Annotated in this window: 16 protein-coding genes; 11 read left to right on the top strand and 5 right to left on the bottom strand. The window is 68.6% G+C overall.

The window, feature by feature from the left end:
- Positions 1-45 precede the first annotated feature (45 nt).
- From prfA to ACFPO9_RS27050, 7 genes are all read left to right on the top strand, one after another.
- The gene (gene prfA, locus ACFPO9_RS27080) at positions 46-1,122 is read left to right on the top strand and encodes a peptide chain release factor 1 (protein WP_379777427.1); all 1,077 of its coding nucleotides are present in this window, start codon (positions 46-48) and stop codon (positions 1,120-1,122) included.
- Positions 1,123-1,267: 145 nt separating this feature from the next.
- Entirely contained in the window at positions 1,268-1,738 is a 471-nt protein-coding gene (locus tag ACFPO9_RS27075; RefSeq protein WP_379777425.1) for a disulfide bond formation protein B, read from the top strand.
- 2 nt (positions 1,739-1,740) lie between these two features.
- A complete protein-coding gene (gene prmC / locus ACFPO9_RS27070; RefSeq protein ID WP_379777665.1) occupies positions 1,741-2,565 on the top strand; it encodes a peptide chain release factor N(5)-glutamine methyltransferase in 825 nt (274 codons plus the stop codon).
- Between the two features lie 67 nt (positions 2,566-2,632).
- Complete coding sequence (locus ACFPO9_RS27065) at positions 2,633-4,540, top strand: DUF885 domain-containing protein (RefSeq protein ID WP_379777423.1); 1,908 nt, start codon at positions 2,633-2,635, stop codon at positions 4,538-4,540.
- A 15-nt stretch (positions 4,541-4,555) separates the two neighbouring features.
- Complete coding sequence (gene gshA / locus ACFPO9_RS27060) at positions 4,556-6,241, top strand: glutamate--cysteine ligase (protein WP_379777421.1); 1,686 nt, start codon at positions 4,556-4,558, stop codon at positions 6,239-6,241.
- Between the two features lie 96 nt (positions 6,242-6,337).
- Positions 6,338-7,357 (top strand): histone deacetylase family protein, encoded by a 1,020-nt coding sequence (locus ACFPO9_RS27055; RefSeq protein ID WP_379777419.1) that lies wholly within the window; start codon positions 6,338-6,340, stop codon positions 7,355-7,357.
- Between the two features lie 31 nt (positions 7,358-7,388).
- Positions 7,389-7,847, top strand: a complete 459-nt coding sequence (locus tag ACFPO9_RS27050; RefSeq protein WP_379777417.1) for a GNAT family N-acetyltransferase — start codon at positions 7,389-7,391, stop codon at positions 7,845-7,847.
- Between the two features lie 106 nt (positions 7,848-7,953).
- On the opposite strand, the gene ACFPO9_RS27045 is transcribed toward ACFPO9_RS27050, so the two are convergent.
- The 4 genes from ACFPO9_RS27045 to ACFPO9_RS27030 all read right to left on the bottom strand — a co-directional run bounded on the left by ACFPO9_RS27045 (position 7,954) and on the right by ACFPO9_RS27030 (position 13,060).
- Entirely contained in the window at positions 7,954-9,243 is a 1,290-nt protein-coding gene (locus tag ACFPO9_RS27045) for an MFS family transporter (RefSeq protein ID WP_379777663.1), read from the bottom strand.
- Between the two features lie 61 nt (positions 9,244-9,304).
- A complete protein-coding gene (locus tag ACFPO9_RS27040) occupies positions 9,305-10,390 on the bottom strand; it encodes a hypothetical protein (RefSeq protein WP_379777415.1) in 1,086 nt (361 codons plus the stop codon).
- Positions 10,391-10,473: 83 nt separating this feature from the next.
- Complete coding sequence (locus ACFPO9_RS27035) at positions 10,474-11,703, bottom strand: sensor histidine kinase (protein WP_379777413.1); 1,230 nt, start codon at positions 11,701-11,703, stop codon at positions 10,474-10,476.
- On the bottom strand, positions 11,693-13,060 hold the full coding sequence (locus ACFPO9_RS27030) for a sigma-54-dependent transcriptional regulator (protein WP_379777411.1): 1,368 nt from the start codon (positions 13,058-13,060) through the stop codon (positions 11,693-11,695). Before ACFPO9_RS27030 ends, ACFPO9_RS27035 begins: the two co-directional genes overlap by 11 nt.
- Positions 13,061-13,366: 306 nt before the next feature.
- Between ACFPO9_RS27030 and ACFPO9_RS27025 the strand changes: the two genes are divergently transcribed.
- Genes ACFPO9_RS27025 through ACFPO9_RS27010 form a run of 4 tightly spaced genes read left to right on the top strand, consistent with a single transcriptional unit; the run spans position 13,367 to position 20,204 of the window.
- A complete protein-coding gene (locus ACFPO9_RS27025) occupies positions 13,367-14,650 on the top strand; it encodes an efflux RND transporter periplasmic adaptor subunit (RefSeq protein WP_379777409.1) in 1,284 nt (427 codons plus the stop codon).
- A 30-nt stretch (positions 14,651-14,680) separates the two neighbouring features.
- Positions 14,681-15,361: an ABC transporter ATP-binding protein gene (locus ACFPO9_RS27020; protein WP_379777407.1), complete on the top strand. Its 681-nt coding sequence runs from the start codon at positions 14,681-14,683 to the stop codon at positions 15,359-15,361.
- Between the two features lie 10 nt (positions 15,362-15,371).
- Positions 15,372-17,780, top strand: a complete 2,409-nt coding sequence (locus ACFPO9_RS27015) for an ABC transporter permease (RefSeq protein WP_379777405.1) — start codon at positions 15,372-15,374, stop codon at positions 17,778-17,780.
- A 9-nt stretch (positions 17,781-17,789) separates the two neighbouring features.
- Positions 17,790-20,204 carry an ABC transporter permease gene (locus ACFPO9_RS27010; RefSeq protein WP_379777403.1) on the top strand — a complete coding sequence of 805 codons (2,415 nt, stop codon included), beginning with the start codon at positions 17,790-17,792 and terminating at the stop codon, positions 20,202-20,204.
- A gap of 10 nt (positions 20,205-20,214) precedes the next feature.
- On the opposite strand, the gene ACFPO9_RS27005 is transcribed toward ACFPO9_RS27010, so the two are convergent.
- Positions 20,215-20,652 carry an FKBP-type peptidyl-prolyl cis-trans isomerase gene (locus tag ACFPO9_RS27005; protein WP_379777401.1) on the bottom strand — a complete coding sequence of 146 codons (438 nt, stop codon included), beginning with the start codon at positions 20,650-20,652 and terminating at the stop codon, positions 20,215-20,217.
- Positions 20,653-20,796 lie beyond the last annotated feature (144 nt).

Here is a 20,796-nt window from a genome sequence, read left to right as displayed (position 1 = left end):
CCGTGCCGCCTGCGCGGCTGTTCACCTCTTCCGTTTTATACAACTATGAAACCATCCATGCTGTTCAAGCTGGACCAGCTGGCCAACCGCCTCGTCGAACTGGACGAACTGCTGGCGACCGAAGGCGCCACCTCGAACATGGACAACTTCCGCAAGATGAGCCGCGAGCACGCCGAGCTCGGCCCGCTGGTCGCCGTCTACCACCAGTACCAGACGGCCCAGGGTGACATCGCCGCCGCGCAGGAGATGCTGGCGGATCCGGAGATGAAGGAATTCGCCCAGGACGAGATCGAGGCCGCGAAAGGGCGCCTGCTTGATCTCGACCTGGAACTGCAGAAAATGCTGCTGCCGAAGGACGAGAACGACGAACGCAACATCTTCCTCGAGATCCGCGCCGGTACCGGCGGCGACGAATCGGCGCTGTTCGCCGGCGATTTGCTGCGCATGTACACGCGCTACGCCGAACGCAATCGCTGGCAGGTCGAGATGGTGTCGGAATCGCCGTCCGACCTGGGCGGCTACCGCGAAGTGATCGTGCGCCTGGTCGGCAGCGGCGCCTATTCGAAGCTGAAATTCGAGTCCGGCGGCCACCGCGTGCAGCGCGTGCCGGCCACGGAGACCCAGGGCCGCATCCACACCTCGGCCTGCACCGTGGCCGTGATGCCGGAAGCGGACGAGGTCGAGGACGTCGACATCAACCCGGCCGACCTGCGCATCGACACGTATCGGGCGAGCGGCGCCGGCGGCCAGCACATCAACAAGACCGACTCCGCGGTGCGCATCACCCACCTGCCGACCGGGATCGTGGTCGAGTGCCAGGACGACCGCAGCCAGCACAAGAACAAGGCCCAGGCGATGAAGGTGCTGGCCGCCCGCATCAAGGACGTGCAGCTGCGCGAACAGCAGAGCAAGGAAGCGGCCACCCGCAAAAGCCTGATCGGCTCCGGCGACCGCAGCGAGCGCATCCGCACCTACAACTTCCCGCAAGGCCGCCTGACCGACCACCGCATCAACCTGACGCTGTATAAACTGGACATGATCATGGACGGCGACCTGAACGAACTCACCAGCGCCCTCTCCGCCGAACACCAGGCCGAACTCCTCGCCGCCCTCGGCGACTGATAAAACGCAAACCGGGGTCAGACCCCGAATTTTGGCAAGAGCCTGCGGGACATTTCCAAAAATCGGGGTCTGACCCCGGTTTGATTCAGGCCAAGTTAAGTGTCGCCGTGCGAAAATCGCAAGATTCGTCATCAAAGGAAGATCCATGCCCACGTCCCGTAACGCCCTGCTCCTGGTCGCTGCCGTCAGCCTTGCCCTGGTTGGCGCCGCCCTCTATCTCCAGCACGTCAAGGACATGCTGCCCTGCCCGCTGTGCGTGATCCAGCGTTACGCTTTCCTGGGCATTGCGATCTTCAGCCTGATCGGCGCTTTCGCCAATAAAATCAAGGCGCTGGGCACGGTGGCGCTGCTGTGTGCGCTGGGTGGGCTGGCCACGGTGGGCAAGCACCTGTACGTGCTGGCGCATCCGGGCTTCTCCTGCGGCATCGACCCGATGGAGACCATGCTGAACAAGATCCCGACCGCGACCATGCTGCCCTGGCTGTTCCGCGCCGACGGCCTGTGCGAGGCGGCCCAGGACCCGGTCTTCGGCCTGAACGTGCCGCAGTGGTCGGCCGTCTGGTTCGTGATCCTCACCCTGGCGCTGATCTGGGTGCTGGTGCGCCGCGCACGCTGATGATGATCGAAGCCGGCGCCCCGATCGGCGCAGTCCAGGCCGCGCTGCCGCTCGATGCGCTGGAAAACCGCATCCTGCTGTGCCATGCGACGGGCTTGTCGCGCGTGCAGCTGATCACGCGCGCCGAGCAGCCGCTGAGCGCGGACCAAGCGGCCCGACTGGATGAACTGGTGCGCCGCCGCCTGGCCGGCGAACCGATCGCCTACATCGTCGGCAAGCGCGAGTTCTTCGGCCTCGACTTCGCCGTCAGCGAAGCGGTGCTGATCCCGCGCCCGGACACGGAACTGATCGTCGAACTCGCCCTCGAGCGCCTGCCGGCACAAGGGCGCCTGCTCGACATGGGCACCGGCAGCGGCGCCATCGCCGTCGCCGTCGCCCACAGCCGCCCGGATGCAAGCGTCACCGCGCTGGATGTCAGCGAAGCGGCGCTCGCCGTCGCCCGCCGGAATGCCGCCGGCAACGGAGCCCACGTGCGCTTCCTGCAAAGCGACTGGTTCAGCGCCCTGGCACCCGGCGAGACTTTTCAGCTGATCGCCTCGAACCCGCCCTACATCGCGGCCGGCGACGAGCACCTGTCCCAGGGCGACCTGCGCTTCGAACCCAGCGGCGCGCTGACCGACCACGCCGACGGCCTGTCGGCCCTGCGCAGCATCGTCGACGGCAGCCCGGCCCACCTGCTGCCCGGCGGCTGGCTGCTGATGGAACACGGCTACGACCAGGCCGCCGCCGTGCGTGCGCTGCTGGACGCTGCCGGCTACACCGAGGTGCAGAGCTGGCGCGATCTGGCCGGCATCGAACGGGTCAGCGGCGGCCGGGCCGGCGGATAAAACCACCCCGGCGCTGGCCAAAAACCCCATTTGTTAAAATGGCCGGCCCACTTTCCGGAGCGAACGCATGCCCAGCCCGTCCGCGCCCCGGCTGTTCGCGGCCCGGCTCAGCTTATCCCTGTTCACCGTTTCCCTGCTCGCCGCCCTGTGCCTGCTGGCGCCGCCGCACGCCACGGCGGCGGACAATGTGAAAGAACAGGCGCGCGCCCTGTTCGAGCGCGACTGGCAGTGGCGCCTCAAGCACCAGCCGGAATTCGCGACCTCGGTCGGCGACCACCGCTACGATGCCCAGCTGTCGGACAGTTCGCCGGCCGGCGCCGCCAAAGCCGTCGAACACGAACGCCGCATGCTGGACCTGGCGCGCCAGCTCGACCGCAGCCAATTGACGGGACAGGATCTGCTGTCGCTCGAGCTGTTCGTCGCCGACAAGGAACGCAGCCTGGCGCGCATCGCCATCGCGCCGGTCGATCCGCAGCCGCTCACGGCGCGCGACGGCTTCCACATCCGCCTGCCGCAGCTGGTTGCGCAGATGCCCTTCGTGACCGAAGACGATGTCCGCACTTATATCGCACGCCTGAACGCGGCGCCGCGCCACATCGAAGGCTTGATCGAGCTGATGCGCTATGGGATGCGCACCGGCTGGACCGCGCCGAAAGCTGCGATGGCCGCGCTGCCGGAGCAGCTGCGCGCCCTGCGCGAGCACCTCGGCGACGGCCCCCTTTCCGAGCCCTTCCGCCGCCTGCCCGCCACCATCCCCGAGGAAGCGCGCGCAAAGCTGGCGCTCGAGGGCCAGGCCGCGGTCGCCGCCCTCGCCCCCAGCGTGCAGCAGCTCGAAGATTTCGTTCGCACCGACTACCTGCCGGCGGCGCGGGCGAGCATCGCCGCCTCCAGCCTGCCCGGCGGCCCCGCCTGGTACGCCTACCTGGTCAAGAGCGCCACCACCAGCGAGATGACGCCGGCCGAGATCCACTCGCTGGGGCTGAAGGAAGTGGCGCGCATCCGCGCCGAGATCGCGGCGCTGGTGCCGGGCACGGGCTTCCGCGGCAACCTGGCGCAATTCATCGCCTTCGCCCGCAGCGACCAGCGCCTCTATTACACCGAGCCGGACGCCCTGCTGAACCGCTACCGCCGCACCATCGCGCGCGTGGCCAGCAAACTGCCGCTGCTGTTCAATGCGATCCCGCAGGACGAACTCGCGGTCAAGCCGGTGCAGGCCGCCGGCGCCGAGGGCCAGGGTGCGGCCTATTACGAAGCCGGCAGTCCGGACCGGGTGGCGGCGCTGGTGATCAACACCTCGCGCCTGAACACGCGGCCGATGTGGGAGATCGAAACCCTGACCCTGCACGAAGGCCTGCCCGGCCACCACTTGCAAGTCGCGCGCACGCAGGCGAATGCCGCGCTGCCGGCCTTCCGGCGACAAGGCTGGTACGTGGCGTATGGCGAAGGCTGGGCCCTGTACGCCGAGAGCCTGGGCCCGGAACTGGGCCTGCTGCGCGACCCGTTCTCGCGCTTCGGCTACCTGGCCGACGAGCTGCTGCGCGCCGCGCGCCTGGTCGTCGATACCGGCATCCACGCGATGGGCTGGAACCGCCAGCAGGCCATCGACTACCTGAACGCGAATACCGCGAACCTGCCCCTTGATAACGAGGTCGAGGTCGACCGCTACATCGTCCATCCCGGCGAGGCGCTGGGCTACAAGCTGGGCCAGCTGCGCATTGCCTCGCTGCGCGCGGAGGCGCAAACTGCGCTGGCCGAACGCTTCGACATCCGCGCCTTTCATGACGCCGTGCTGGAGAACGGCGCCCTGCCGCTGGGCGTGCTGGAACGCCAGGTGCGGCGCTGGATTGCCGCCCAGCGCACGCCGCCGGCCGAGTCGGCGCCAGCCGCGGCGCCCGCGCCGCCAAGCGCGGCCGGACCGGCGCCGGCCACCCCGCCAGGCGCCAGGCCGGGCGGCGCGGACGACATGTTTCAGTAACAAAAACACCACATAATGCAGAATTGGAGGGTGCCCGGCGCGCTTGGCTATTTTCGGTTAATCTCTGCACCTCATCTGCAGTACAAGAAAGGAAACACCGTGTCGAAGCCGAATCAACTTGAACGCCGCCTGGCCCTGCTGGACGACGATGCGCACCGCGGCCTGCTGCTGCAGGGCCTGCGCGGCATCGAGCGCGAGACCTTGCGCGTCGACAGCCAGGGCCACCTGGCGCGCACGCCCCATCCGGTGCAACTCGGCTCGGCCCTGACCAACCCGCAGATCACCACCGACTACGCGGAAGCGCTGCTCGAATTCATCACCCCGGCCGAGCACGACATCGCCCTGGCCCTGCACCGCCTGGACGCGATCCACCGCTACGCCTACGGCAAGCTGGGCAATGAGATGCTGTGGAGCCAGTCGATGCCCTGCGACCTGCCGGCCGAGGAAGACATCGAGATCGCCTGGTACGGCGAGTCGAACATCGGCATGCTCAAGCACGTCTACCGTCGCGGCCTGGCGCTGCGCTACGGCAAGGCCATGCAGTGCATCGCCGGCATCCACTACAACTACTCGCTGCCGGAACAGTTCTGGACCGTGATCGCGCAAAGCGAAGGCATCATGGAGGAGCGCCGCCACGCGCTGCGCGACTTCCAGTCCGAGAGCTACATCGCGATGATCCGCAACTTCCGCCGCTACAGCTGGCTGCTGATGTATCTGTTCGGCGCTTCGCCGGTGCTGGCCAAGGGCTTCCTGCGCGGCCGCGCGCACCAGCTCGAGACCCTGTCCGACGACACCCTGTATCTGCCCTGGGCGACCAGCCTGCGCATGAGCGACCTGGGCTACCAGAACGACGCCCAGTCCGGCCTGCGCCCGCACGAGAACAGCCTGGAAAGCTACGTCACCTCGCTGATGGACGCGGTCAACCGCCCCTACCCGCCGTACGAAGAGATCGGCACCAGGAAAAATGGCGAGTGGGTGCAGCTGTCGACCAACATCCTTCAAATAGAGAACGAATACTATTCGACGATCCGCCCGAAGCGCGTGATCCGCACCGGCGAGCGCCCGGTGCAGGCACTGTGCAACCGCGGCGTGCAGTATATCGAGGTGCGCTGCCTGGACGTCGACCCCTTCGAACCGGTCGGCATCGCGCTGGAAACCGGCCGCTTCCTGGACGCCTTCCTGCTCTTCTGCGCGCTCGAGGAAAGCCCGAAGATCAATGCGATGGAGGGGCAAGTTCACGCCCGCAACTTCGCCCGCACCGTGAAGGAAGGCCGCCGCCCGGACCTGACCCTGACGCGCGACGAACAGGAAATCCCGCTGAAGGACTGGGCGCTGGAACTGATCGAGCGTATCCGTCCGCTGGCAGAGCTGCTGGACAAGGAACACAACTACAAGGGCGCCCACCTCGAATCGCTGGAAGCGCAGAAGGCCAAGGTGCTGGATGCGTCCCTGACGCCGTCCGCGCGCGTGCTGGAAGCGGTGCGCGAACTCGGCTCGTTTGCGAAATTCGGCCTGCAGCAGAGCGAATTGCACGCCCAGGCCTTCCGCGCCGACGCGCTGATGCCGCTTGAGGTGGCCGTGTTCGACGAGATGGCGCAGGCGTCGCTGGCCGAACAGCGCCAGATCGAGCAGACGGGCACGGGCAGCTTCGATGATTTTGTTGCTGCGTATAACAGCAGTACACTGTGCGGTAATTGCTGATTCCCGGAACCGCGAAATTATTTAAAACGTCGTCCCCGCGCAGGCGGGGACGACGTTTTAAAGCCGGTGGCCGGGATTCCACCGCGCGAGGATATCTTGCTCACCTTTTACAACGAACACCACGCCCAGCACGCCCCGCGCCACGCGCTGTTCCGCGGCGAACGTGTCTCGTGTTCGGAAAAGCCCGAGCGGGCTGCTCTGGTCGTTGCCGAGCTGAGCCGGCGCGGCCTGGGCCAGATCGTCACGCCGCACGGCGTCCCGCTGGTGTCGCTGGAGCGGGTGCACACGCCGCGCTACCTGCATTTTTTACGCAGCGCCTGGAGCGCGTGGCTGAATCTCGACCCGCGCAACCTTGAACGCGATGCGCTGCCTGCGGTCTGGCCGATCCGCGGCATGCGCCACGACATCGAACCCGACGATTTCAGCGCCCGCCTCGGCCTGTACTCGATGGACAGCGGCACGCCGCTCACCGCCGGCACCTGGGTCGCGGCCAAGACCGGGGCCGATTGCGCCGTCAACGCGGCCCACGCATTGCGGCTCGGCGAGCACGGCAGCTTTGCGCTGACCCGGCCGCCCGGCCACCATGCCGGCGCCGATTGGTTCGGCGGCCACTGCTTCCTGAACAATGCGGCGCTGGCGGCCCAGCACCTGCTGGACGACGGCCTACAGCGCGTCGCCATCCTCGACCTCGACCAGCACCACGGCAACGGCACCCAGAGCATTTTCTATCACCGCAAGGACGTGCTGTTCGCCTCGGTCCACGTCGACCCGCGCCACGACTTCCCCTTCTACCTCGGCCATGCCGACGAGACCGGGGCCGGCGAAGGCCTCGGCTACAACATGAACTTGCCGCTGCCGCAGGACGCCACGACGGCGCAATGGTTCGCGGCGCTGGAGTCGGCCTGCCTGAAGATGTCGATGTTCGCGCCGCAGGCGCTGGTGGTGTCGCTGGGGGTCGGCGGCTTCGGCCTGTCGGGCGCCGATTTCCTGCGCATCGGCGAGCGCATCGGCTACCTGGGCCTGCCGACGGTCTTCGTGTTCGAAGGCGGCGACGTCGCGCCCGAGCTGGGCACCAAGGTGGTCAACGTCCTCGAAGGTTTCGAGACGGCGGCCTGATTTACAAACAATTGTTCACCGAAACAAACAAATGATTAGCTGGCAATGGAAGGGATTTAAGGAGCTGACGGTCGCGCAGCTGTATGCAATGCTGGCGCTGCGCCAGCAAGTGTTCGTGCTGGAGCAGACCTGCCTGTACCCGGACATCGACGGCCTCGACCCGGGCGCCCAGCACCTGCTCGGCTGGCGCGAAGTCGACGGCAAAACGGAACTGGTGGCCCAACTGCGCTGCCTGGCGCCGGGCGCGAAGTACGAGGAGATGTCGATCGGCCGCGTGGTCACCAGCCCGGCCGCGCGCGGCAGCGGCCTGGGCCGCGAGCTGGTGGCGCAGGGCGTCGCGCTGGCGCAGCAGCTGCACCCGGGCCACGCGATCCGCATCGGCGCCCAGGCCCATCTGGAAGCCTTTTATCACAGCTTCGGCTTCGTCACCGTCTCCGAGCCTTATGACGAGGACGGCATCCTGCACATCGACATGGTGCTGAGCGCCTAACAAACCCACATGGCTGCGTTGCATCGTCTCGCCGTACTAACGTACTGTCTTCGTGGTACGCCACTACGGCGATGCGCCTTGCCCTGCGGGTTGTTAGACGCTCAGATTACTTGAGGTGGCCCGACTTGGTCGGGTCCGGCATCAGGAAGGCCACCAGGCAGGCGATGCCCGCCATGATGCTGACGTACCAGTAAAAATAGGGCTCGTGGCCGGCCTGCTTGAACCACAGGGCCACGTATTCGGCGGAGCCGCCGAAGATCGCGTTCGCGATCGCATACGACAGACCGACGCCCAGCGCACGCACTTCGACCGGGAACATCTCGGCCTTGATCAGGCCGCCGATCGAGGTATAGAAGCTGACGATCGCCAGCGCGCAGGTGATCAGGACGCCCGCCATCAGCGGACTGCCGACGCCGCGCAGCGTGCTCAGGATCGGCACGGTGAAGATGGCGGCGAGAAGCCCGAACAGGATCATCGAGGTTTTGCGGCCGATCCGGTCCGACAGCGCGCCGAAGGCCGGCTGCATCAACATATAAATCAGCAGGCACACGGTCATCACGCGGCTGGCGGTGGTGGTGCTCATGCCGACCGTGTTGACCAGGTACTTCTGCATATAGGTCGTGAACGCGTAGAAGATCAGCGAGCCGCCGGCCGTGAAACCGAGCACGGTGACGAAGGCGCGGCCGTGGTGCTTGAGCAGCGAGGCCACGCTGCCGGCCTGCTCGCTCTTGCGCTCCGATTCCCTGGTGGTTTCATGCAGCGAACGGCGCAGGTAGAGCGAGACCAGGGCCGAGGCGGCGCCGACCACGAAGGGGATGCGCCAGCCCCAGGCCACCAGTTCGTCGTGCGTCAGCAGCAGCTGCAGGATGCCCAGCACCAGCAGCGCCGCCAGCTGGCCGCCGATCAGGGTCACGTACTGGAACGAAGCAAAGAAGCCTTTGCGGCCCGGCTCCGCCACTTCGCTCATGTAGGTGGCGCTGGTGCCGTATTCGCCGCCCACCGACAGGCCCTGGAACAGGCGCGCCACCAGCAGCAGCACCGGCGCCGCCGTGCCGATCGTGGCATAGGTCGGCAGGCAGGCGATCAGCAGCGAGCCGCCGCACATCATCAGCACCGAGATCATCATTGCGTTGCGGCGGCCGTAGCGGTCGGCGACGCGGCCGAACAGCCAGCCGCCCACCGGGCGCATCAGGAAACCAGCGGCAAAGATGCCGGCGGTGTTCAGCAGCTGGACGGTCGGATCGGCTTTCGGAAAGAAGGCCGACGAGAAATACAGCGCGCAAAAGGAGTAGATGTAGAAGTCGAACCATTCGACCAGGTTGCCCGACGATGCACCGACGATCGCGAAGACCCGCTGCCGCGGTGTGAGATCCTGGATCGCGTGTGCGTCCGCCATGTCCGTTGTTGCCATACCATTCTCCAAATCTGCCAGGGGCCAGGCAGACTTAGCATAGTGGCTATTCGCGTTTCGTGGCGCGCAGCAGACGGCGCGACAGCGGCAGCAGCCCGGCCAGTATCAGGATGAACTGCGCCGGTTCGGGCACCGGCGTCAGCAGCACCGGCGCGCAAAAGCCGAAGTCATTACACCCGTTGGCGATGATCTGACCCTGGCCGTTGATGCCGACCGCTTCGGTCAGGGTGAAGTCGCCGAGGCCCTCGGCCAGCAGGTTCAGGTCCTGCAAGCTGCCGTCCGCGTACAGGAAGGCGTGTGAAAAGCCGAAGCCCGGCAGGCTGGCGAGGCCTACCACCAGCCCGGCCTCGTTGAGCGCGCGCGCTTCGGCATAGTCGCCGCCCAGCGAGCCGAGATCCAGCATGACGCCGCCGCTGTACAGGAAGGGATGGAATCCGGTATCGCCGGCGAGCAGGCTGTAGCCCGCCACCTGGCCCGCCTCGTTGACGGCGTTCGCCCAGCTGAAGCCGCCGCCCAGGGTGCCGAGGTCCGTCATGACGCCGCCGCTGTAGAGGAAGGCATGGGCGCCGTCGTTCGGAAAGTCCGGCCCCGGCTGGGCGCCGCCGACGACCGTGCCGGCGTTGTTGATGCCGCGCGCCTGCGCGGTGGCGCCGCCGAGGGTGCCGAGGTCGACGATACCGGCGCCGCTGTACAGAAAGGCGCGGCTGTTGCCGTCGGCGTCCAGCGATTCGCCGACCGCCTGCCCGGCCGCGTTGACGCCCCAGGCGACGGTATCGCCGCCGTACAGGGTGCCGGTATCCTGGCTGGCGCCGTTGACGTAGACGAAGCCGCGCATGCTGCCGCCCGACAGCCAGGCGCCGGCCGCTGCGCCGCTGCCGAGGGCATTCGCCACCAGGGTCTGCCCGTCCGCCGTGGGCGCGGGCAGGAAGGCGATGTTACCGGCGGTCCACACGAAGGCCAGCGCATTGCCGTTCGGATCCGTGCCGCGGCCGGCAACGCGGCCGGCCTCGTCGATGGCGAAGGCCTGGAAATTCGCGGGCAGGAAGGTCGTGGCGTAGCTGGCCTGGGCCAGCACGGAGCGTGGCAGCAGCGCGGAAATCAGCAACAGCAAGGCAGGCAGCATCGATCGCATGGCGGGCTCCGGACATCAGGCGTGCCAACGATACGCCGCCCGCATACGGCCGGCCTGCGCCAGATCAGGCGTGCGCGGTAAGCCTAGAACGTGAGGACGAAGCGCGCGCCCTGACCGACGGAGCGCGCATGGCGCACCGTGCCGCCGTTCTCGTGCACCAGGTGGCGCACCATGGCCAGGCCGATGCCGCCGCCCTGCTTCTTGGTCGTGAAGAAGGGGGTAAAGATGTGGGCCGCCAGCCCGTCCGGCACGCCGGGGCCGTCGTCGCTGACCTCGATGCGCAGGCGCGCGCCGCGCACCAGCCTTGCCGACACCCAGGCATTCCCCGGGCCGCCGGCAGTCGCCTCGAAAGCGTTCTTGAGCAGGTTGATCAGGGCCTGCTCGAGCTGGCCCGGGTCGGCTATCAATTCCAGCGAGGCCGGCTCAAGCGAGAAGTGAACCGCGCCGCCACGCGCGCGCCAGGCCGGTCCCACCAGGGCGGCGACGCGCTCGAACAATGCGTCCAGGCGCACCCGCTCCGGGCGCGCGGCCGGCACGTTGGACAGGCTGCGGTAGCTGGCGACGAAATCGACCAGGCTGTCGGCGCGGCGCCGGATCGCGTCCAGCGCCGTGCCCAGGTCCGTGCCCACGTCCTCCGGCAGCGCGCCGCGGAACTCGCCCAGCAAGCCGTAGGCCGTGTGCGACAGCGAGGCCACCGGCGTCAGCGAATTCATGATCTCGTGGGTCAGCACGTGCACCAGCTGGCGCCAGGCGTGCAGGGCCTCGGCTTCCAGCTCGCTCTCGACCGGCATCAGGGCCGCCAGCCGCTGCGGCTTGCCCTGCAGCGTGATCGAGGACACCGCCAGCAGCGCGCGCTCGGTGCCGCGCTCGGTGTCGAAATCGATCAAGGCGCGCCGTTCGCCCGGCTGCGCCGCCAGCTGGCGGTACAAAGCGGCCGGATCGCTGGCGCGGCCCGGCGCCACCAGCTTGCGCGCATTGCCGTTCAGGGGCGCGGCCTGGCCCTCGCCCCCCAGGCCGTCGATGCGGAACAGGGCCACCGGGGTGTGCTCGAGGCGCGCTTCCAGCGCCAGCGCATTGTCGACCAGGGCTTGCTGCTCGATCGGCAGCCCGGCCGACGGTGCGAGCGGCGCACGGCGCTGCGCGGCCAGCCGGTCCAGGCTGCGCCACAGATGAAAGGCCAGCGGCAGCGCGGCCAGCCCGTACAGCACCGCCAGGCGCGGCGACTCGTGCTCCGCGCCGGCGCCGAAGGCCAGCAGGGCGACCCCGGCCAGCGCCAGCACAGCGCCCGCCTTCAGGCGCCGTTCAGATGCCATGCTTGCCCAGCTTGCGGTACAGCGCCGCGCGGCTCAGGCCCAGCATGCGCGCCGCCAGGCTGATATTGCCCCTGGCCTTGTCGAGGGCGGCGGCGATGGTCTCGCGTTCCAGCGCGCCGAGACGGAATTCGCCATCGGCGCCGTCATGCGCGGCGACGGCGGCCAGGCGTGCCGGCGCCTCCGGCAGCGGCGCCGGCGCCGGCATCGCCAACCCGAAATCCTCGTAGCGGTATTCGTCCTGGGCGGCCAGGATCACGGCCCGTTCGCAGGCGTGGCGCAGCGCGCGCACGTTGCCGGGCCAGGACCATGCGCACAGGCGCTCCAGTGCGCTGGGCGCCAGCTCGCGCACCGGCCGCCGGTACTGCGCCTCGTACAGCGACAGGTAATGGTGCAGCAGGCCGGGCACGTCATCCCGCCGTTCGCGCAGCGGCGGCACGCGGATCACGATGGTGTTCAGGCGGAACAGCAGGTCGGGACGGAACACGCCCGGATCGAACAGGCGCGCTTCATCGAGGTTGGTGGCGCTGACGATGCGCACGTCGATCGCTTCCGGACGGTCGGCGCCGATCGGCGTGACTTCGCGCCGCTCCAGCGCGGTCAGCAGCTTCGCCTGGCTTGCCAGCGGCATGTTGCCGATCTCGTCGAGGAACAGGCTGCCGCCGCGCGCCGCCTGGAAGCGCCCGGCGCGGTCGCTGCGCGCATCGGTGAAGGCGCCCTTGCGGTGGCCGAACAACTCGCTCTCGAAGGTCGATTCGGGCAGCGCGCCCATGTCCACCGCGAGGAAGGTGGCGCCGGCCCTGCCGGACGCCGCGTGGATGGCGCGCGCCACCAGTTCCTTGCCGACGCCGTTCTCGCCCAGCACCATCACATTCGCTTCGGTGGGCGCGACGCTGGCGATCATCGATTTGACGTCGCGCATCGCGCTCGAGTCGCCCATCAGGCCACTGGTGGCGGCCGCGCCGGCGGCGGCGCTGCGGCGCGCCAGTGCGCTGTCGACGGCGGCGATCAATCTCGCATTGTCCCAGGGCTTGGTGATGAAATCGCTGGCCCCGCGTTTCAGCGCTTCGACCGCCAGCGGGACATCGGCATAGGCGGTCAGGGCGATCACGGCGGGCGGCCGCGCCAGCGCGCGCAGGCGGTCCAGCACCGCCAGCCCTTCGGCGCCGTCAATGCGGCCGGGCGTGAAGTTCAGGTCGAGCAGGACCACGTCCGGCGCGCCCGCTTCCAGCAGGTTCGACAGGCGGGCGGGATCGTCCAGCGTCGCCACCCGGCCATGGCGGCGGCGCAGCAGCATCTGGGCGGCATAGGCGACGTCGGTGTCGTCGTCGAGGATCAGGATGTGGGCGGTGTCGGCCATCGCGTCGGAAAATTGACCCGTCGTCCCCGCGCAGGCGGGGGACCCAAGTTGGATGCACTACCGATACGCATGCAAAACCTGGGTTCCCGCCTTCGCGGGAACGACGGGATGTTGCCATTCTAGCAGCGCCATACCCTGTAAGCGAACAGCCGCGGCCACCTGTCCGCAAGCGCACATGCATCACTGTCCGGATCCGGACAGGTGGGGCGGACAGAGGCGAAAAAAGGGGCAAAAAGCACGCAAAAACGGCCTGGCACGGCGCTTGCAAAAGGAATTGCATCATCATTCGACAACACAACGCATCACATGGACCACATTCCTCCTCCCGCCGTCACCGGCGCCGCCATGGACACCGTCATCCCGAAACGGCGCGGCCGCGTGATCAAGCGCATCGCCGTCGCCTGCGCCGTGGCCGGCGTGCTGGCCTGGGCCGGCTGGCAGTTCGTCCCGCACGGCCTGCAGGTGGCCAGCCGCGACGTGCGCCTGGCCCGGGTCGAACAGGGCGTGTTCCGCGACGACATCGTCGTGCGCGCCACCGCCGAGCCGCTGAATTCCATCATCCTCGATTCGGTGGAGAGCGGCCGCGTCGAGGAAGTGTTCGCGAAGGACGGCCAGGCCGTGAAAAAGGGCGACCTGCTGTTCCGGCTGTCGAACCCGCAGCGCAACCTGGAACTGCTGGCGCGCCAGACCGAGTACTCGCAGCAGATTTTTAATGCGGCCCAGCTGCGCGTGGCCCAGGAAGCGGTGCGCACCGACCACCAGCGCCGCCAGTCGGATCTCGAATTCGCATTCAGCCAGGCCCAGAAGCAGCACGCGCGCAACAAGCGGCTGGCAAACCAGGGCTTCATTTCCGCGGTGGCGCTGGAAGAGTCGGCCGATAAACTGGCGCAGCAGCAGCGCGCGCTGGACGAGGAAAAACGCGCCGTCGCCAGCGAGGAAAAGGTGCGCGACCGCGCGCTGGACCAGTTGGACAGCGGCCTGCACGGCCTGCAGTCGGGCCTGAAGCTGGTCAGCGCCACCGTCGACGCGCTGGCCGTGCGCGCCCCGGCCGACGGCGTGCTGACCGACTTCCGCATGCTGGTCGGCCAGACCGTGCGCCCGGACCAGCACATCGGCCGCATCGACGACCCGCAGCATTTCAAGCTCAGCGCCCAGGTCGACGAGTTTTACCTGAGCCGCCTGACGGCCGGCCGCACCGGCACCGTCACCCAGGACGGCAAGTCCTTTGCGCTGAAGGTCGCCACCGTCTATCCGCAAATCAAGGAAGGCCGCTTCACCGCCGAGATGGTGTTCCTGGGCGCCCAGCCCGACGTGATCAGCCCTGGCCAGAGCATGGACGCCCAGCTGACCCTGGGTGAACCGGCCAAGGCCATGCTGCTGCCGAACGGCGCCTTCGTGAACGACACCGGCGGCGCCTGGGTGTTCGTGGTCGGGCGCGACGGCGAGCGCGCCGAGAAGCGCAGCGTCAAACTCGGGCGCCGCAACAACGCCCAGATCGAAGTGCTGTCCGGCCTGGCGCCGGGCGAAAACGTGGTCATTTCCAGTTACGCGCCATTCGGCAAGGCCGAGCGGCTGCAGCTCACCAAGTAAAACTCACACTCACAGAACAGGGATTCCAGCATGCTCAAACTCTCAGGCGTCAGCAAAGTCCACCACGCGGGCGAAGTGCAAACCACGGCCCTCGACCGCATCGACCTCGACATCGCGGCCGGCGAATACGTGGCCATCACCGGGCCCTCCGGCTGCGGCAAGTCGACCCTGCTCAGCGTGCTCGGCCTGCTGGACGTGCCGACTTCCGGCGAATACTGGTTCGAGGGCCAGAACGTGGCCGGCTGGAGCGAGGCGCGCCTGAACGCGCTGCGCCGCGGGAAGGTCGGCTTCATCTTCCAGAGCTTCAACCTGATCGAAGAGCTGAGCGTGTACGAGAACGTCGAGCTGGCGCTGGAATACACCGGCACCCCGGCCGCCGAGCGCCGCCGCCGCGTGCAGGAGATGCTGCAGCGCCTGGGCGTGGCGCACCGCGCCGGCCACCGTCCTTCGCAGCTGTCCGGCGGCCAGCAGCAGCGCGTGGCGATCGCGCGCGCGCTGGTGGCGGATCCCGCCATGCTGCTGGCCGACGAACCGACCGGTAACCTCGACACCGCGCACGGCGACGAAGTCATGCGCCTGCTGCGCCAGATTAACGCCGAGGGCACGACGGTGGTGATGGTGACCCACTCGCCGGCGCACGCGGCCCAGGCCTCGCGCACCCTGCACCTGCTGGACGGCCGCGTGGTGGTCGACGCCCTGCAGGCGGCTTGAGGAGCGCATCATGAAAATCAACCTGCGGGATTTCCGCATCGGCTGGCGCCTGCTGGTCAAGGAACCGGCCTTTTCCGCGGTCGTGATCCTGGGCCTGGCGGTGGGTTTCTGCGCCTGCTTCCTGCTGCTCGGCTACGTGAATCACTCGCTGTCCTACGACCGCCACGTGCCGCAGCGCGACAACATCTACCGCCTGATGCAGCGCTGGAACGTGGCCATCAGCGACGGCGGCTGGGGCAATGCCACCAGCCTGCCGGCGCGCGACGCCATCGTCGCCAGCGGCGTCCCGCTGCAGGCCTCCGCCTTCATCGCCCGCAGTATCGACGTCAAGATCGGCAGCCACGTACAGACCGTCAACGTGGCCGTGGTCGACCCCGATTTCCGCAGCATCTTTCAGCCGAAGGTGCTGGCCGGCGACCTCGCCGCCGCGCTGGCGCGCCCGGATGCGCTGGCGCTGAGCCGCGAGACCGCCATCAAGCTGTTCGGCAGCCAGGACGCCGCCGGCAAGACCGTGCAGGTGGGCGGCCGCCCTTACCAGGTGATGGCGGTGCTGGAAGACCAGCCGGCCGCCACCACCTTGCCCTACGAGGCCCTGGCCGGCACCAGGACCAGCATCTGGGACGAGGAATACCGCGCGCTGGTGACGACCAACTGGGGCTCGACCCACGGCCCGGTCTACGTCAAGCTGGCCCCGGGCGCCGATCCGCGGGCCGTGGCCGAAGCGGCGCGGCGCGCGATGCTGGCTTCGAATTTCTACCGCAGCATGACGCCGGAAATGATCGCCTCGCTGAACGGCCACGACCTGATGGAATTCCGGCTCGGCTCCCTGGCCGGCGCCTACCTCGACCCCGACCTGCGCGAACAGTCGGACACCCACGGCGACAGCAAGACCATCTTCGGCCTGGCCGCGGTGGCGGTGCTGATCCTGGCGCTGGCGGCCACCAACTACGTCAACCTGGCCACCGTGCGCACCCTGCGCCGGCAGAAGGAAATCGCGGTACGCAAGGTGCTGGGCGCCAGCGCCGGCGCGGTCAGCCGTCAGTTCCTGGCCGAGTCGATCCTGGTCTGCCTGATCGCCACCGCCATCGGCCTGCTGCTGGCCTGGCTGCTGCTGCCGGTGTTCTCCGACCTGGTGCAGCGCAAGCTGGACCGCATGTTCACGCCGGCCTCGCTGGCCCTGTCCGTGCTGCTGGGCGCGGCGCTCGGCGTGCTGGCCGGCGCCTACCCGACCTGGTCGGCGCTGAAGGTGCGCCCGACCGCGGCCCTGTCCGGCCGCGGCAACGTCGAAACCGCCGGCGGCCTGTGGCTGCGCCGCGTGCTGACCGTGATGCAGTTTGCCACCGCGATGGGCCTGACCGGCATGACCCTGGCCGTGGCCTGGCAGACCCGCTACGCCAGCACCCTCGATCCGGGCTTCGATCCGCGTCCGCTGCTGGTGCTGCAGGCCGGCGACGACATGCGCAACGCCAACGTGCGCGCCTTCCGCGACGCCCTGGTGCGCCTGCCGGGCGTGAGCGGGGTGGCCGAAAGCGGCTCGCGCGTCACGGTCAACAACAACCGGAGTTCCTACCAGCGCGACGGCGGCGCCCCGGTCAACATCAACTGGCTCGGCGTCAGCCCCGAGTTCTTCCAGGTGTACGGCCTGAAGCCGGTGGCTGGACGCTTGTTCGACCCGGCGCGCGACAAGGCTGGGGACCAGGAAAAAGTCGTGCTCAACGAAGCCGGCGCGCGCCTGCTCGGCTTTGCCAGCGCGCTTGATGCGGTCGGCAAGACCATCCGCGCGCCCAACAACGACGACACCATGCAGGTGACAGGCGTGGCGCGCGACATCCGCCACCGCTCGGCGCGCGACACGATGCAGCCGACCATCTACCGGCTGATGCCGCGCACGTCCACCTTCACCGTGCGCAGCGACGGCGACCTGGAAACGGTGCAGCGCGCGATCGAGGAACTCTGGCCGCGCTGGTTCCCGAACGAGGTGCTCAACGTGCATCGCATGGACGCGGACTTCGCCGCCAACTACGCCGACGACCTGCGCCTGGCCAAGCTGCTGGCGGCGTCGAGCGTGATCGCGACCGCGATCGCGGCCTTCGGCATCTACGTGCTGGCGGCCTACAGCGTGCAGCGGCGCGCCCGCGAGATCGTGCTGCGCAAGCTGTACGGCGCCGGCAGCGCGGCGGTGGGCAGCCTGGTGATGCGCGAGTTCCTGGTCCTGATCGGCGCCGGCGCCCTGATCGGGCTGCCGCCGGCCTGGCTGGCGATGCAGAACTACCTGGCCGGCTTCAACGAACGCGCGCCGATCGGCGCCTGGACCATCGCCGGCTCGCTGCTGGTGGCGGGGATGGTCGCCCTCGGCTCGACCCTGCGCCATACGGTGGCGGCGGTGCGGATCCGCCCGGCGCTGGCGCTGCGTGAATAAGGACATGGCATGACGATGAAAACAAGTGTGCGCGATTTCCGCATCGGCTGGCGTCTGCTGGTCAAGGAGCCGGCGTATTCGGCGGTGGTGGTGTTCGGCCTGGCGGTGGGCATTGCCGTGTGCTTCCTGCTGCTCGGCTTCGTACGCCATTCCTTTTCCTATGACGAGAACGTGCCGGAACGCGAGCGCGTGATGCGGCTGATGCAGCACTGGAACGTGGAGGCGATCGGCACCGGGTGGTCCGACGGCGTCAGCCTGCCGGCGCGCGACGCGGCGCTGGCGAGCGGCCAGCCGCTGCTGGCGAGCGCCGTCTCCGGCGTCAGCTTCGACGTGCGCGCCGGCGACATCGTCGGCACGCTGGGCGTGGCCCTGGTCGACCCGGACTTCGAGAAGATCTTCGCGCCGAAAGTGCTGGCCGGCGACCTGCACGCCGCCCTCACCCGCCCGGATGCGCTGGCGCTGACGCGGGATGCCGCCATCCGGCTGTTCGGACGCGCCGACGTGGTCGGCAAGACCCTGCAGCACGACCGCCAGACGTATGTCGTGGCGGCGGTGGTGGCCGACCAGCCGGCGGCCACCACCATCCCCTTCGAGGCGCTGGCCGGCTCCAGCGGCACGGTCTGGCCTTCCATCAAGAACTTCAGGAACGCCTGGGGCGGCACGGCCGGCCGGGTCTACCTGAAACTGCTGCCCGGCGCCGATCCGCAAGCCGTGCTGGAGGCCGTCAGGCGCGGCCTGCGCGCCTCTTCGCTGGTGAAACGCGACTATGCCGAGCAGGTGGCGGCGCTCGGCGGGCGCGATGTGATCGAGTACAAGCTCGGGGCGATCGCCGATGCCTACCTCGACCCCGACACGACCGATCACTCGCCGATCCACGGCGAGCGCCAGGCCATGCTGGGACTGGCCGTGGTGGCGCTGCTGATCCTGCTGCTGGCGGCGACCAATTACGTCAACCTCGCCACCATCCGCACCCTGGCGCGCCAGCGCGAGATCGCCATGCGCAAGGTGCTGGGCGCCTCGGCGCCGGCGGTGGCGCGCCAGTTCCTGGCCGAGTCGGTGCTGGTGTGCCTGATCGCCACCGTGCTCGGCCTGCTGCTGGCCTGGCTGGTGCTGCCGCTGTTTGCCGACCTGGTGCAGCGCCGCTTCGACCGCATGTTCAGCCCTGGCGCGATCGCCGGGGCCCTGGCCTTCGGCGTGCTGCTGGGCGTGGCGGCCGGCGCCTGGCCGACCTGGTCGGCGCTGCGGGTGCGCGCCAGCGCCGCGCTGGCCGGCCGCAACGGCACCGAGACCGCGGGCGGCCTGTGGCTGCGGCGCAGTCTCACCGCGCTGCAGTTCGCGGTGGCCATGGGCCTGACCGGCACCACGCTGGCGGTGGCCTGGCAGACCCATTACGCCAGCACGCTGAATCCCGGCTTCGATCCGCGCCCGCTCTTGACCCTGCCGGCCGGGAACGACATGCGCGACCCGCGCCTGCGCGCTTTCCGTGACGAGGTGCTGCGCCTGCCCGCCGTGGCGAACGTGGCCGAGTCGAGCACGCCGGTCACCTTCACCAACGCCTATACCACGCTGCGCCGCGAAGGCGGCCAGGCGACCGACGTCAACCAGTATTCGGTGAGCCCGGAGTTCTTCGACGTGTATGGCCTGAAGCCGGTGGCGGGCCGCCTGTACAGCGCGGCGCTGGACCGCGTGAACCAGACCGACCGGGTGGTGATCAACGCCTCGGCGGCGCGCAAGTTCGGCTTCGCCAGCCCGCAGGACGCAGTCGGCAAGGTGATCCAGGGTACCGACAACGAGGACCGGCAAATGCAGGTGCTGGGCGTGGCGCCCGACATCCGGCACCGTTCGGCGCGCGAGGGCGCGCAGCCGAGCGTGTTCTACCTGCGCGACCGGGTGTCAGTCCTGACGATCCGCTGCAGCGGCGATCCGGTGGCGGTGAAGCACGCAATCGAGGAGATCTGGCCGCGCCACTTCCCCAACGAGCCGGTGAGCGTGGTGCACATGGACAGCTTCATCGTCGAGGCGTTCTATGCCGACGACCTGCGCCTGGCCAAGCTGCTGGCGGCATCCAGCGTGATCGCGATGGCGATTGCGGCCTTCGGCATCTATGTGCTGGCGGCCTACAGCGTGCAGCGGCGCGAACGCGAGATCGTGCTGCGCAAGCTGTATGGGGCGAACGGGATCGCGGTGGGCAGCCTGGTGCTGCGCGAGTTCGCGCTGCTGGTGGGCGCCGGCGCCGTGGCCGGGCTGCCCTTCGCCTGGATCGCCATGCAGCGCTACCTGGGAAGCTTTGCGGAACGGGCGCCGATCGGCGCCTGGACCATCGTCGCCGCGCTGCTGCTGGCCTGCGCGGTGACGCTGGGGTCGACCCTGCGCCACACGCTGGCCGCGGTGCGGATCCGGCCGGCGCTGGCGCTGCGGGAGTGAGACGCCGTGCTTACTGGACCGCGGTCAGGGTGATCTCGAACACCAGGCCGGCGTTCGGCGGGATCGAGCCCTGGCCGGTGGCGCCGTAGCCCAGGTTCGACGGGATCAGCACGGTGCGCTTGCCGCCCACCTTCATGCCGACCACGCCCTGGTCGAAACCGGCGATGACCTTGCCCGCGCCGAGCAGGAAGCTGAAGCTGCCGGTATCGAACTGGGTGCCCTTATTGCCGGCCGCGGTGGTGCTGTACAGCCAGCCGGTGTAGGTGACCGTGACGTTCTTGCCGTTGACGGCTTCAGTACCGGTGCCGACCACGGTGTCGGTCTTGGTCAGGGCGGCCGGGTTGGCGACCTCGACCTTGGGGCCGGAATCACCGCCGCCGCCGCCGCAGGCGGACAGGCTCAATACGGCGGCGAAGGCGGCTGCCAGCGGGAAGGACAACAGTTTCATGGTGCTCCTTGCAATAATCGAAGATGAACTAAGGAAACTTCGACCATACCAAGGAGTCACTGTGGCTGTCTATGCCAAATTTGTACGGCTTTGTCTAAATAAGACGTCGCCCCCGCGTTCCTCCACGTCGCCCCCGCGCAGGCG

This window comes from Massilia aerilata (assembly GCF_042656905.1).
Lineage (GTDB): Bacteria > Pseudomonadota > Gammaproteobacteria > Burkholderiales > Burkholderiaceae_D > Telluria > Telluria aerilata.
This window is presented reverse-complemented; position numbering and strand designations above follow the sequence as displayed.

Bases quoted from the DNA above. Each gene is read 5' to 3' on its own strand.
- ACFPO9_RS27015 (WP_379777405.1), top strand. From the start codon at position 15,372: ATGAAAATCAACCTGCGGGATTTCCGCATCGGCTGGCGCCTGCTGGTC.
- ACFPO9_RS27040 (WP_379777415.1), bottom strand. From the start codon at position 10,390: ATGCGATCGATGCTGCCTGCCTTGCTGTTGCTGATTTCCGCGCTGCTG.
- gshA (WP_379777421.1), top strand. From the start codon at position 4,556: ATGCAGAATTGGAGGGTGCCCGGCGCGCTTGGCTATTTTCGGTTAATC.
- ACFPO9_RS27050 (WP_379777417.1), top strand. From the start codon at position 7,389: ATGATTAGCTGGCAATGGAAGGGATTTAAGGAGCTGACGGTCGCGCAG.
- ACFPO9_RS27035 (WP_379777413.1), bottom strand. From the start codon at position 11,703: ATGGCATCTGAACGGCGCCTGAAGGCGGGCGCTGTGCTGGCGCTGGCC.
- ACFPO9_RS27010 (WP_379777403.1), top strand. From the start codon at position 17,790: ATGACGATGAAAACAAGTGTGCGCGATTTCCGCATCGGCTGGCGTCTG.
- ACFPO9_RS27025 (WP_379777409.1), top strand. From the start codon at position 13,367: ATGGACCACATTCCTCCTCCCGCCGTCACCGGCGCCGCCATGGACACC.
- ACFPO9_RS27075 (WP_379777425.1), top strand. From the start codon at position 1,268: ATGCCCACGTCCCGTAACGCCCTGCTCCTGGTCGCTGCCGTCAGCCTT.
- prfA (WP_379777427.1), top strand. From the start codon at position 46: ATGAAACCATCCATGCTGTTCAAGCTGGACCAGCTGGCCAACCGCCTC.
- prmC (WP_379777665.1), top strand. From the start codon at position 1,741: ATGATCGAAGCCGGCGCCCCGATCGGCGCAGTCCAGGCCGCGCTGCCG.
- ACFPO9_RS27005 (WP_379777401.1), bottom strand. From the start codon at position 20,652: ATGAAACTGTTGTCCTTCCCGCTGGCAGCCGCCTTCGCCGCCGTATTG.
- ACFPO9_RS27045 (WP_379777663.1), bottom strand. From the start codon at position 9,243: ATGGCGGACGCACACGCGATCCAGGATCTCACACCGCGGCAGCGGGTC.
- ACFPO9_RS27065 (WP_379777423.1), top strand. From the start codon at position 2,633: ATGCCCAGCCCGTCCGCGCCCCGGCTGTTCGCGGCCCGGCTCAGCTTA.
- ACFPO9_RS27030 (WP_379777411.1), bottom strand. From the start codon at position 13,060: ATGGCCGACACCGCCCACATCCTGATCCTCGACGACGACACCGACGTC.
- ACFPO9_RS27020 (WP_379777407.1), top strand. From the start codon at position 14,681: ATGCTCAAACTCTCAGGCGTCAGCAAAGTCCACCACGCGGGCGAAGTG.